The 12215-nt window shown below is 64.3% G+C and carries 11 protein-coding genes and 1 rRNA gene; 8 read left to right on the top strand and 4 right to left on the bottom strand.

From position 1 onward, the window contains the following. Both BMX85_RS29725 and BMX85_RS29720 read right to left on the bottom strand, forming a co-directional pair. A 16S ribosomal RNA gene (locus BMX85_RS29725) occupies positions 1-62 on the bottom strand; the annotation flags it as partial. A gap of 367 nt (positions 63-429) precedes the next feature. Beyond that, the gene (locus tag BMX85_RS29720; protein ID WP_090328487.1) at positions 430-1635 is read right to left on the bottom strand and encodes a YbfB/YjiJ family MFS transporter; all 1206 of its coding nucleotides are present in this window, start codon (positions 1633-1635) and stop codon (positions 430-432) included. A gap of 45 nt (positions 1636-1680) precedes the next feature. Here BMX85_RS29720 and BMX85_RS29715 point away from each other — a divergent pair, with 45 nt between their 5' ends. Beyond that, positions 1681-2322, top strand: coding sequence for a TetR/AcrR family transcriptional regulator (locus BMX85_RS29715; protein ID WP_229210732.1), 642 nt, complete (start codon positions 1681-1683; stop codon positions 2320-2322). A gap of 13 nt (positions 2323-2335) precedes the next feature. On the opposite strand, the gene BMX85_RS29710 is transcribed toward BMX85_RS29715, so the two are convergent. Next, the gene (locus BMX85_RS29710) at positions 2336-2620 is read right to left on the bottom strand and encodes an SDR family NAD(P)-dependent oxidoreductase (RefSeq protein WP_090328478.1); all 285 of its coding nucleotides are present in this window, start codon (positions 2618-2620) and stop codon (positions 2336-2338) included. A 190-nt stretch (positions 2621-2810) separates the two neighbouring features. On the opposite strand from BMX85_RS29710, the gene BMX85_RS29705 reads away from it, so the two are divergent. Beyond that, a complete protein-coding gene (locus BMX85_RS29705; protein WP_090328473.1) occupies positions 2811-3707 on the top strand; it encodes an AraC family transcriptional regulator in 897 nt (298 codons plus the stop codon). Positions 3708-3791: 84 nt separating this feature from the next. Next, positions 3792-4310, top strand: coding sequence for an outer membrane beta-barrel protein (locus BMX85_RS29700; RefSeq protein WP_090328468.1), 519 nt, complete (start codon positions 3792-3794; stop codon positions 4308-4310). Here the strand turns inward: BMX85_RS29700 and BMX85_RS29695 are convergent. Beyond that, positions 4307-5212, bottom strand: a complete 906-nt coding sequence (locus BMX85_RS29695; RefSeq protein ID WP_090328464.1) for a choline sulfate utilization transcriptional regulator — start codon at positions 5210-5212, stop codon at positions 4307-4309. The two genes, BMX85_RS29700 and BMX85_RS29695, sit on opposite strands and share 4 nt — an antisense overlap. Before the next feature lie 219 nt (positions 5213-5431). On the opposite strand from BMX85_RS29695, the gene betC reads away from it, so the two are divergent. The 5 genes from betC to BMX85_RS29670 are packed head-to-tail and all read left to right on the top strand — an operon-like array spanning position 5432 to position 12060. Beyond that, entirely contained in the window at positions 5432-6979 is a 1548-nt protein-coding gene (gene betC, locus BMX85_RS29690; protein ID WP_255372408.1) for a choline-sulfatase, read from the top strand. After that, entirely contained in the window at positions 6976-7971 is a 996-nt protein-coding gene (gene choX / locus BMX85_RS29685) for a choline ABC transporter substrate-binding protein (RefSeq protein WP_090328456.1), read from the top strand. Before betC ends, choX begins: the two co-directional genes overlap by 4 nt. Before the next feature lie 38 nt (positions 7972-8009). Beyond that, the gene (locus BMX85_RS29680) at positions 8010-10244 is read left to right on the top strand and encodes a TonB-dependent receptor (RefSeq protein ID WP_090328452.1); all 2235 of its coding nucleotides are present in this window, start codon (positions 8010-8012) and stop codon (positions 10242-10244) included. A gap of 9 nt (positions 10245-10253) precedes the next feature. Next, positions 10254-11225, top strand: coding sequence for an ATP-binding cassette domain-containing protein (locus tag BMX85_RS29675; RefSeq protein ID WP_090328448.1), 972 nt, complete (start codon positions 10254-10256; stop codon positions 11223-11225). A 1-nt stretch (position 11226) separates the two neighbouring features. Next, positions 11227-12060 carry an ABC transporter permease gene (locus BMX85_RS29670; protein ID WP_090328444.1) on the top strand — a complete coding sequence of 278 codons (834 nt, stop codon included), beginning with the start codon at positions 11227-11229 and terminating at the stop codon, positions 12058-12060. The last annotated feature ends 155 nt before the right edge of the window (positions 12061-12215 follow it).

Genomic DNA, 12215 nt, shown 5'->3' with positions numbered 1-12215 from the left:
ACTTGCATGTGTAAGGCATGCCGCCAGCGTTCAATCTGAGCCAGGATCAAACTCTTCAGTTTAATCTCTGTTACTTTTGCCGTTTTACCGGCACTCTTATTACTAAGAGGTCGCTCACTCAAAATACTGACAGGCCACTACTTTCGTAGCGCCTATTTCATTACTTCTTGTGAACATTTGATATTTTAAGTATCGCGGAACTAAGTTTAACCTTGGCTCCGCGTGCACTTTCATCAAACGTCCACACTTATCGACTGTTAATTTTTAAAGAACTTTGTTCGGTACTGCTTGCACGCTTGACAAATCGTTTTGTCTGTCAGCGAAGAAGGAAGAGTATGAATCGTTTAGACCGTTTCGTCAACCTTCTTTTTCTTCTCGCTTCACTCTGCAACACCATGTTTTGTGTGCACCGTTTTGCGAGGAGGCGAACTATAGCAAAGCCCCTCCGGGCTTGGCAAGAACTTTCTTCACGCCATCAGCGAGCACCGCGATTAACAACGCCCCCGCCCCTATTCCCATCAACAGGCGATGGTCGCCGCCGCTTTGCGCGAACAGGTAGGAATAGCCGTAACCCGCCAGCGCCTGGAACAAGGCGAACACTGTCGTGGCACGACTCCATACGGCACTCTGGGCGTGCGCATCGCCCGGCAATATCTGATGTACGCGGCCCAGCACAATCGGCACAATGCCCGGCGGGAAAGACCCGACGACCACCGTGGCGGCGATGAGCACCACGTGGTTGGTGGAAAACATCATCACCGCGATAACGCCCGCCTGCATCAGCAATGTAACCTGGGCCGTATGTGTGGGACCGATACGATCGGTCAGCGCGCCATATGCCATCGGACCGGCGATCGCGCCGATACCGTAAGCGATCCAGAACAAGGAAGCCGTATGCGTGCCCCATCCCAGGCCGCGCGCGACGTAGTCGACGAGGAACACCATCAACGGAACCAGGCCGATCGCCATCAAGGCATATTGGACATAAAGCACGTTCAGGTCGAAACGCGCACCGGGTGTAGGCGTGGCGGACTGCGCGCCCGCGGCGCCGGCATGACCCGGTGACGCGTGCGGCCAGCAAAACCAGCTGGCAATGCTGAGCACCAGCGCCAGCACACCCAAGCCCAGCCAGGTCTCCCGCAGCCCGACGCCCAACAGCATCGGAACCACCGTGCCCGAGGCGGCGATGCCGACACCCACGCCCAGGAAGATCGCCCCGCTTGCCATGCCCCTGCGCTCGGCCGGCACATGCGGCAATACCGTCGATGCGACCAGCACCATGATGATGCCGCCGGATATACCGGACAACAGGCGCCAGGCAAAGAACCAGCTCACCGACAGCGGAAACGCGCAGGCGAAGAAGGCCAGCGAGGCCAGCATCATCATCAGGCGCAAGGTGGTGCGCGCCGACAGCCGCGCGGCAAGCGGACGCCCCGCCAATGCGCCCACCAGATACCCGACCAGATTGGCCGCGCCCAGATACACCACGTCCTGGGCGGCGAACCAGTGCGCCTCGATCAATGGCGGGATCAACGGCGTGTAGCCGAAGCGCGCCAGGCCGATGCCCACCAGGCTGGCGCACAGGCCGGCGAATATGGCGCGCGCGGCGGCGCCCTTGTCTGCTGCGATATTCATCCACGATTCCTCAACGGCCAATCATGTTTGACAGGATAGTAAAACTTGACACCACTGTCAAGAATGCCGATAATCCGCTCCATGGCAGGCATAAAACAATTCGACGAGGAAGAAACGCTGGAACGCGCGATGCACGTTTTTTGGCGGCGCGGCTATGCGTCGACGTCGATGCAGGATCTGGCGCAGGCGACCGGTGTGCTGCGCGGCTCGCTCTACAACGCCTACGGCGACAAGCAATCGATCTTTCTGCTGGCGTTCGCGCGTTACAAGCAGCGCTATCTGGCGGCGGTACGCGAACGAATGAAGGCCGCCGATCCGGTCGATGCGCTGCGCGATTTCTTCGCCTACGTGATCGCCTCAATGTCGGAGCCCGTACCGCCCCGGGACGACACGCCCTCCTCGTCCACCCGCGGCTGTCTGACCACCAAAATCGCCACGGATGAAACAGCAATGGATGACGCGGTGCGCCACGCGCTGCGCGGCATGCTCGAAGGATTGGCCGACGCGCTGGAGGAGCGGCTGTCCGCGCCCGACGCGCTGGCGCGCCTGACGCTGCCGCCCAAAGACGCCACCCGGCTGCTGGTGACATTCACACGCGGCAATGTGGTGATGGAACGCATCTACCATGCGCCCGAAGAACTGCAGGCGACGGCCGACACGCTGTTGAAAATATTGTTCAAGCCGTAGCGGCGACGCGTTCTCAGCAATTATTGATGACGACGTCGATGCGCTTGTGCACGTCCTCGGCGAACGCCAGGAATTCGCGCATCTCCTCCGGCCGCGAGACGTCCAGCGCAAACCACTCCGCCGAACCGCCGGCGCTGCGGATCTCCGTCACCAGCGCGTGCAGCTTGGCCGAGCGGCGCGCGCCCAGCACCACGTGATGGCCCTCGCCGGCCAGCTGGCGCGCGGTGGCAGGACCGCTGCCCCGGCTGGCGCCAGCAATCAGAATCACCTTTCGATTGGTGTGTGCAATAGCAGTCATGATGCGGTCCTTTCAATGGCAATTAAACCAGCCTGCATCATACGAACATCCGCCCATGCTGCGAATGCACATGTCTATGTGTTTCTTGCCTAATCCTATACATCGACGATAGCCCCGTAGCCATCGCAGCCGGTTTGATGGATCATTCCTATTCTTCACCGCATTTTTGGAAGGACTCGAATTGGAACGGATGATCGCGCTGCACACCAGCATGGCGAAGCACGACGGCTACACCGAGACGGCGCTCGACGACGTGCGTCTGACCCGCGCCACGCAAAGCGTAACCAAGGCGCCCGCCATGTCCGACCCCTGCATCGCCATCGTGCTGCAGGGCCGCAAGCGCGCCCACTTCGGCGAGGACGTGCTGCAGTTCGACGCCGATCACTACCTGGTGGTCGCCATCCCCACGCCGTTCATCAGCGCCACCGAGGCGTCGGTCGAGGAGCCGTTCCTCGGCCTGGCCATCCGCGTCGACCGCACCACCCTGGCCGACCTGATGTTCGCCATCGACCAGACCGCCAACGATGTGCCGGCCATGCCCAAAGGCATGATGACCACGCGCATGGACCAGCGCCTGCGCGAGACCGTGCTGCGCCTGATGGAGGCGCTAACCTCTCCGCTGGAGGCGCGCGTGCTCGGGCCGGCCATCGTGCGCGAAATCTGCTTCCGCGTGCTGATGGGCGAGCAAGGCGCGGCGATGCGCGCGGCACTCACCAGCCAGGGCCAGTTCGGCCGCATCGCCAAGGCGCTGCGCCGCATCCATGCCGACTGCGCGGCCGACATGGATGTGGGCATGTTGGCGGCCGAGGCCAGCATGAGCGTGCCGGCCTTCCACGTGCACTTCAAATCGGTGACGCACTGCTCGCCGATCCAGTATCTGAAATCGGCCCGGCTGCACCAGGCGCGGCTTCTGATGGCGCGCAGCGACATCACGGCGCAAGCGGCGTCGGCGCAAGTGGGCTACGAGAGCCCGTCGCAGTTCAGCCGGGAATTCAAGCGCTACTTCGGCCGCAGTCCCGGCGAGGAAGCCGAGGCGATGCGCCGCATGCTGGTAATGCAGCCGGCCGAAACGACAAGGTTGCCGTAAAGATAATTAGAGCGTAGTATGCGGAAGCGACGGCGTTGCAAATAAATCAATGCCGCGTTTTTCCTATCTCCTCTAAGGAACCTCATGCGTCTCTTGATCCTCGCGGCGGCCACGCTCGCCGTTGCCGCCCCTTCGTTTGCGGCCCCGTTCGAACCAGGCGTCTATCTCGGCGTCTCCGGCGGGCGCGCCTCGGTCTCGTCCAAATACGTCGACAATAGCAGCGACTTTTCGGTCGGCGGCGCGATCGGCTACCAGTACAGCCCCAACCTCGGCTTCGACGTCTACACCCGTGGCCTGAGCCTCAATCCGTTCCGCGGCCTGTTCACCGAAGCGGGTTACTACCCGGACCGCACCTACGGCATCGCCGTCCAGGGCACGGCGCCGCTCAACGAGCGCTTCAGCTTGTTCGGCCGCGCCGGCGTCGGCCGCACCTCGATGCAGGGCAACCGCAGCGACCTGCCCGATCGCAATGAAACCGATCCGATGGTCGGCGTCGGCGTCAGCTACGCCTTCAACCGCCAGTGGTCGATCGGCGTCGACGCCAGCTATCTGACCAAGACCGAAGTGTCGCTGTTCTCGTTCGGCGCGCGCTTCAATTTCTAAGCGCAACCGCGCACGATCCACTCGCTCAGGCTGTCGAGCGCCTCCCACGGCTCGCGGCCGTGGGGGCGCACCAGGAAGTAGCCGCGCGACGTACTCAGCGCCGGCGCCGGCAGCGTGACCAGCTGGCCGTCGCGCACCAGCTCATCGACCAGCGGACGCCACCCCAGCGCCACGCCGTGACCGGCGACCGCCGCCTGGATCAGCAACGGATAATTGCCCAGGGTTAGGCTCGGAATATCGCCGCCGTTCGGCAGCCCCTGCAACCGCGCCCAGTCCTGCCAGGTCATCCAACGGTTTTGACCGCCTCCACCCAAATGCAGCAGCGGCAAACGCAGCACGTCGGCCGGCGTGCCGCACGCTTGCGTATGCCGCTCCAACAAGGCCGGCGCGCACACCGGCACCACCAGTTCCGGCAAGATCTGTCGCGCATCGCAGCCGGGCCATCGGCCGTCGCCGAATGAAATCGCCAGGTCCACCGCCTCGCCCCGGATGTCGAAGGCGTTTTGCGAGGTGACGATGCGCACGTCGAGCTCGGGCCGCAATTCCTGAAACGCCGCCAGACGCGGCATCAGCCAGAACTGCGCGAAGGCGAAATCGGTCGCCACCGTCACCACTTGCCGGGTGCGCCGTGCCCGCAGCTTGTCGACCGCGACGTGGATCGCCGCCAGATGATCGCGCACCGCCTCGTGCAAGGTCACACCGTCGGCCGTCAACGTCACGCCCCGGTGGGCGCGCTTGAACAGCGGCGTGCCCAGATCCTTTTCCAGCGCGGCGATACGCTGGCTGACGGCCGGCTGGCTGGTGCCGAATTCCTCCGCGACCAGCGTGAAGTTCAGGTGCCGCACCGCCGATTCGAAAAACACCAGGCTGTGCAGCGGAACGGTTTGAGATGGATTAGCCATAAATTATTCTTATGTTTCGATAATTTATTCTGCCCTCAAGCCGCTGAATTTGCAAAGGAATTCGCGAAACCATGCATAAGCCCTGTTTATATTATTCGAATATGAATATGCAAATTGATACGTTCATAATTTTCGGCAGGCATCGCAGAATGCGTGCATCGATACATTTCCGAAGACGCCTTTATGCAGCCCGCTTTGAAACCCGCTTCGAAACCCGCTTTGAAACCCGCCTCGCAGCCGAATATTCTGATCCTGATGGCCGACCAGCTGACCGCCCGCGCGCTCGCCGCCTATGGCAACCCGGTCACCTCGACCCCGCACATCGACGCGCTGGCCGCCGCCGGCGTGGTGTTCGATTCGGCGTACTGCAATTCGCCGCTGTGCGCGCCGGCGCGCTACGCGCTGATGACCGGCACGCTGCCGTCGGCCAATGGCGGCTACGACAACGCCGCCGCGCTCTCTTCCGACGCGGTGACGTTCGCGCACTACCTGCGCCACGCGGGCTACCGCACCATCCTCTCTGGCAAGATGCACTTTTGCGGCGCCGACCAGTTGCACGGTTTCGAGGAGCGCTTGACGACCGACATCTATCCGGCCGACTTCGGCTGGACGCCGGACTGGACGCAACCGGACGTGCGTCCGGACTGGTATCACAACATGTCGTCGGTGACCGACGCCGGCCACTGCGCGCGCAGCAACCAGCTCGATTTCGACGACGAAGTGGTGTTCGCCGCGCGCCAAAAATTGTTCGACCTCGCCCGCGATCCCGACCGCCGGCCGTTCTGCATGACGGTGGCAATGACGCATCCGCACGACCCCTACGCCATCTGCTCGCCGTACTGGGAGCAATACAGCGACGACGAGATCGACATGCCGCGCGTGCCGGAGGCGCCGGCCGGCGACGACCCGCACTCGCGCCGCCTGCGCGCCGTGATCGGCCTCGACCAGACACCGGTCACGCCAGCACAGACGCGCCGCGCGCGCCGCGCCTACTATGGCGCCATTTCGTATGTGGACGAGCAGATCGGCGTGCTGCTGCGCGCGCTGCGCGAATCGGGCCAGGCCGACGACACCGTCATCATCGTCACCTCCGACCACGGCGATATGCTGGGCGAACGCGGCCTCTGGTACAAGATGAACTTTTTCGAGCCGGCCAGCCGCGTGCCGCTGATCGTCCACGCGCCGCCAAGGTTCCAGCCGCACCGCGTGGCCGAGTCGGTGTCGCTGGTCGACCTGTTGCCGACTTTGCTCGACCTGGCCCACGCCGGCGCGACGCCGCCGGCCGGCGCCGCCTTCCCGCTCGACATCGCCGGCCGCAGCCTGCTGCCGCACCTGACCCGGCGCGGCGGCCACGACGGCGTCGCCGCCGAGTATCTGGCCGAGGGCGCGCTGGCGCCCATCGTCATGCTGCGCCAGGGCGCCTGGAAATTCATCCACTCGCCGGCCGATCCCGACCAGCTCTACCACCTCGGCGACGATCCCGACGAGTTGCACAACCTGGCATCGGACCCGGCCAGCGCCGATGTGCTGGCCCGCTTCCGCGCCGACACCGCGCGGCGCTGGGACTTGCCGGCATTGCACCGGCAAGTGCTGGCCAGCCAGGCGCGCCGGCGCTTCATCGGCGCCGCCAACGCGCTCGGCGCGCATCACGCGTGGGATTACGAGCCGCCGCGCGACGCCAGCAAGCGCTACATCCGCAATCACCTGGACCTCGACGCGCTGGAAGCCCGGGCGCGCCTGTCCGCCCGACCAGGAGCCGACGCATGAACCACCCGTCCCGATACCCGGCCCGCCTCGCGCACGGCGCCATCCGGCGCGCGTTCCTCGCTCTGGCCGCCGGCGCCGCCATGATCGCCGCGCCCGCCAGCCCGGCCCATGCCGGCGAACCCGAATCCTGCCGCGCGGTGCGCATGGCCGATCCCGGCTGGACCGACATCGGCGCCGCCAACGCGCTGGCCGGCATCGTCCTCGACGCCCTCGGCTACGAACAGAAGGTGCTGCCGCTGTCGGTGCCGATCACTTACGCCGGCTTGCAAAAGGGCCAGATCGACGTCTTCCTCGGCAACTGGATGCCGGCCCAGCGTCAACTGGTCGCGCCGCTGCTGAAGGCGGGCACGATCGATTTCGTGCACGCTAACCTGCCCGGCGCCAAGTTCACGCTCGCCGTGCCGGACTACGTGGCGCGCGCCGGCGTACGCACCTTCAGCGACCTGGCCAAGCATGCCGACCGGTTCGACCGCAAAATCTACGGCATCGAATCGGGCGCGCCCGCCAACCAATCGATCAAAAAGATGCTGGCCGCCCAAAGCTACGGCCTGGGCGGATGGACGCTGGTCGAGTCGAGCGAACAAGGCATGCTGAGCCAGGTCGCCCGCAAAGGCCGCAGTGCCGAATGGATCGTGTTCCTCGCCTGGGAACCGCATCAGATGAACAACACCTACAAGCTGGTCTATCTCGACGGCGACGACCTGTACTTCGGCCCGAAATTCGGCAGCGCCAGCGTCAACACGGTGGCGCGCCGCGGCTACCGCGCGGCCTGTCCCAACGTCGGCCGGCTGTTCGCGCAGATCGAATTCAGCGCTCCGCTCGAGCACGCGATCATGGCCGACATGCTCGACAAAAAGCAGCCCGCGCGCGCCGCCGCCCTGCGCCAATTGCGCGCCCGGCCAGAGCTGGTGACCGCCTGGCTGGCCGGCGTGACCACCCGCGCCGGCGGCGATGCCGCGTCCGCCGTGCGCGCCCGCCTGGCCCAGCCTTGATTCCCCGATCTCTTCATCCACTACAGCCGGAGCCACCGATGCGACACGCACTGCGATTCAACCCCCTTCACCTACTCGTGCTGCAGGCGCTGGCCTGCTCCGCGCCCGCCCACGCAGCGGCCGACCCGGCGCCGATCGCCGCCTCCACCGACGCGCCGATCGAGACCGTGTTCGTGCAGGGACAAGGGCGCCAGGTGCAAAACATCACGCGCAAGGATCTGGCCGAAGCCATTCCGGGCACCAGTCCGCTCAAGACGCTGGAGAAATTGCCCGGCGTATCGTTCCAGTCGGCCGATCCGTTCGGCGCCTACGAGTGGTCGGCGCACATCTCTATCCGTGGCTTCAGCCAGAACCAGCTGGGGTTCACCTTGGACGACATCCCGCTCGGCGACATGAGCTACCGCAACCACAACGGCCTGCACATCAGCCGCGCCATCTCGTCCGAGAACGTCGGCAACGTCACGGTGTCGCAAGGCACGGGCGCGCTCGGCACGGCGTCGACCAGCAATCTGGGCGGCACGGTCGGCTTCACCACGCGCGGCCCGGCCGACGTCGCCGGCGCCACCTTGGCGCAGACGCTCGGCAGCGACAGCACCTCGCGCACGTTCGTCCGCTACGACACCGGCCTGCTGCCGACCGACACCAAGGCCTATTTGTCGCTGACGCGCCAGCGCGCCGACAAGTGGAAAGGTGACGGCGGCCAGGACCAGAACCAGTTCAATTCCAAGGTCGTGCAAAAGCTCGGCGCCAGCCAGTTGAGCGCCTTCTTCAATTACTCCGAACGCGACGAGACCGACTACCAGGACTTGTCGTTCGACAGCGTGCGCCGGCTCGGCTACAAATGGGACAACTACGCGCCCGACTGGCAGCGCGCGGTCGCCGCCGCCAAAGGGATCTACAGCGGCGGCGTCAACAATCTGGACGACGCCTACTACCTCGGACGCGGCTTGCGCAACGACTGGCTCGGCGGCGTCGCGCTGGAGTGGAATCCAGGCGATACCGTACGCCTGAAAACCACCGTCTACGATCACCGCAACCACGGCGAGAGCCACTGGTACACGCCGTACACGCCATCGTCGGCCGGCGTGCCGATCTCGGTACGGGCGCAAACCTACGCCATCGACCGTACCGGCGTGCTCAGCGACCTGACGTGGGAGCTGGACGGCCACACCGTCACGGCGGGCGTCTGGGGCGAGCGCAGCGTCCACAACTGGTCGCGCGCCTTCTTCGCCGTCAACGGTCCGGAAAGCACCGACCACTTCCTCGATAATCCGTTCTCGACCGTGATCGCGCAGCGCTTCGTCAGCAAGACGACGCAGCTGTATTTGCAGGACAGCTTCGCGCTGCTCGACGACAAGCTCAAGCTCAGCTACGGCTTCAAGAGCACCAAGGCGCGCATCGATGGCGACAACCGGATCGGCGGCCGCGCCGGCGGCCAGCTGGAGGCGTCGAAGAAGTTCCTGCCACAGGCCGGCCTGACCTACGCGCTGACCGACCGCGACGAACTGTTCTCGTCGTGGGCGAAAAACATGAACGCCTACCAGGCAGGCGCCGATGGTCCGTTCTCGCAGACGCAAGCGGCGTTCGACCTGAGCGCCGGCAAGGTCAAGCCGCAAACCTCCACCACGGTCGACCTTGGCGTACGCTCGCGACGCGGTCCGCTGCAGGCCTCGCTGGCGCTGTACTTGGCCGACTTCAAGAACCGCCAGTTGAACGTGGCCACCTGCACCGGCATCGTCGGTTGCCCGACCACGCTCGCCAACGTGGGCAAGGTCGAGACCAAGGGACTGGAAGCGGCGCTCGACTGGAAGATCGCGCGTGAATGGGCCTGGTTCAATTCCTTCACCTACAACGACTCGACCTACAAGCAGGCGCCGGTGTACTACGAGGGCGCGACGCCGGTCGACGTCAACGGCAAGCGCGTGGTCGACGCGCCGAAAGTGCTGTTCAACACCGAGGTATCGTACGAGCACGCCGGCTGGTTCGCGCGCGCCGACGCCAAATACACGGGAAAACGCTATTACACCTATCTCAACGACAGCCCGGTGCCGTCGTTCTGGCTGGCGAACCTGAGCGCGGGCTACAAGCTGGGCAATATCGGCCCGTTCAAGAGCGCGTCGCTGCAATTGAACGTGACCAATGTGTTCGACAAGCGCTACTTCGCCACCATCGGCACCAACGGGTTCGCCAGCAGCGATCCGTCGGGCGGTTTCGCCACCATGCTGGCCGGCGCTCCGCGCGCCGCCTTCCTTACCCTGAACGGTAAACTGTGAGCGCACGCCATGTCCAACGTTAAAGTCTCACTGCGCAATGTCTGCAAGGTGTTCGATGCGAGTCCCGCCGCCGCGCTTGACGATGTGTCGCTCGACATCGCCGAGGGAGGCATCTGCGTGTTGATGGGGTTGTCGGGCTCGGGCAAGTCGACCTTGCTGCGCACCATCAACGGGCTGGCGCCGCCATCGAGTGGCCAGGTGCTGATCGACGGTGTCGACCTGAACTGTCTGGCGCCGCGCCAGTTGCAGCAACTGCGGCGCGAGTCGATGGGCATGGTGTTCCAGTCGTCCGCGCTGTTTCCACATCGCAGCGTGATCGACAACGCCGCCTTCGGCCTGGAGATTGCCGGCGTTGGACGGGCGGAGCGGCACCGGCGCGCGTCGGCCATGCTGGAACAGGTCGGCCTGCTCGCGCATGCGCAACAGCGCCCGGATCAGCTGTCCGGTGGCATGCGCCAACGGGTCGGGCTGGCGCGCGCGCTGGCGGTGGACCCAGCGCTGCTGCTGATGGACGAGGCGTTTTCCGCGCTCGATCCGCTCAAGCGCCGCGAAATGCAGGAGTTGTTGCTGGCCTTGCAGCGCGAGCGGCGCCGCACCATTGTGTTTGTCTCCCACGATATCGATGAAGCGCTGCATCTGGGCGACCAGATTGCCCTGCTGCATGGCGGCCAACTGGTTCAGCACGGCACGTCGCGTGACCTGCTGAGCAATCCGGTCAACGACCACGTGCGTGAATTCTTCCACAGCGCCGATACGTCCAGCCATTTGCTGGCGACCGACCTGATCGATCATGAAGCGGTGTCGACATTGGCGTCCGGGCAGCCCAGCGTCGCCGCCGATGCCAGGCTGAGCGAATTGATGCCGCGCCTGACGGCTTATCGGATGCCGTTGACGGTGCGCGACGCCAGCGGGGTCGCGTTGGGGCTGATCACCGCGGCCAGCGCGCTGCGCATCATTTCACGCGCGAGCGCCAGGGGCTGATATGTTCGAACAACTCCATCAATATTTTCCACTCGGAGACGCGGTCAATGGGGCCGTCCGGCTGCTGATCGACCACAACGGCGGCTTGTTCGACAGCGCCGGGCGCGTCATCGAAGGTTTGGCGGCGGTCATTGAAAGTGCGCTGCAACTGGCGCCCGCGTGGGTGGTGATTGGGATTGCCACGGTCGTTGGCTGGCGTCGCCTGTCGTGGCGCTTCGCCGTGTTCGCCGGACTGTCGCTGTTGCTGATCGCGGTGCTCGGGTACTGGCCGCAGATGATCGTCACGTTGGGACTGACCTTGTCGGCCACGGTGATCAGCCTTGCGCTGGGCGTACCGCTTGGAATCCTGGCGGCCAGGAACCGGCACGTGCACGCGGTGCTGCGGCCGGTGCTGGATTTCATGCAGACCATGCCCGCATTTGTTTATCTGATCCCGGCGGTAATGCTGTTCGGCCTTGGCCGCGTTCCGGGCATCATCGCCACCGTGATTTTCGCGATGCCGCCGGCGGTGCGGCTGACCACCATCGGAATTTTGCAGGTGGACAAGGAGCAGCTGGAAGCCGGGCAAGCGTTTGGCGCCAGCGGCTGGCAGTTGCTGTTCAAGGTACAGTTGCCACTGGCCCTGCCGGCGCTGATGGGCGGCATCAATCAAACCATCATGATGGCCTTGTCGATGGTGATCGTCACGTCGATGGTCGGCGCGGGCGGTTTGGGTGGAGAGGTATTGAGCAGCATCCAGCAGCTGGACGTCGGCTTGGGTTTCGAGAGCGGCTTATGCGTGGTGTTGCTGGCGATCATATTGGACCGCATCACGCAAAGTTTTGGCGAACGGTAAAGATTTGCATTTGGATTGAACGCAAAAAAGCCCACCATGATCACATGGTGGGCTTCTTCTTATAACTAGCCTGACGATAACCTACTTTCACACTGGTTGCAGCACTATCATCGGCGCAGAGTTGTTTCACGGTCCTGTTCGGGATGGGAAGGGGT

The sequence above is a fragment of the Duganella sp. CF517 genome, from assembly GCF_900110275.1.
Classification (GTDB): Bacteria; Pseudomonadota; Gammaproteobacteria; order Burkholderiales; family Burkholderiaceae_D; genus Rugamonas.
Note: the sequence above shows the minus strand (reverse complement) of the source record. Positions and strands in the feature narration are given on the sequence as shown.

What these genes read in the sequence shown, in the direction of transcription:
- BMX85_RS29720 (WP_090328487.1), bottom strand. Translation starts at nt 1,635, where the DNA reads ATGAATATCGCAGCAGACAAGGGCGCCGCCGCGCGCGCCATATTCGCC.
- BMX85_RS29710 (WP_090328478.1), bottom strand. Translation starts at nt 2,620, where the DNA reads ATGACTGCTATTGCACACACCAATCGAAAGGTGATTCTGATTGCTGGC.
- BMX85_RS29705 (WP_090328473.1), top strand. Translation starts at nt 2,811, where the DNA reads ATGATCGCGCTGCACACCAGCATGGCGAAGCACGACGGCTACACCGAG.
- BMX85_RS29700 (WP_090328468.1), top strand. Translation starts at nt 3,792, where the DNA reads ATGCGTCTCTTGATCCTCGCGGCGGCCACGCTCGCCGTTGCCGCCCCT.
- BMX85_RS29695 (WP_090328464.1), bottom strand. Translation starts at nt 5,212, where the DNA reads ATGGCTAATCCATCTCAAACCGTTCCGCTGCACAGCCTGGTGTTTTTC.
- choX (WP_090328456.1), top strand. Translation starts at nt 6,976, where the DNA reads ATGAACCACCCGTCCCGATACCCGGCCCGCCTCGCGCACGGCGCCATC.
- BMX85_RS29680 (WP_090328452.1), top strand. Translation starts at nt 8,010, where the DNA reads ATGCGACACGCACTGCGATTCAACCCCCTTCACCTACTCGTGCTGCAG.
- BMX85_RS29675 (WP_090328448.1), top strand. Translation starts at nt 10,254, where the DNA reads ATGTCCAACGTTAAAGTCTCACTGCGCAATGTCTGCAAGGTGTTCGAT.
- BMX85_RS29670 (WP_090328444.1), top strand. Translation starts at nt 11,227, where the DNA reads ATGTTCGAACAACTCCATCAATATTTTCCACTCGGAGACGCGGTCAAT.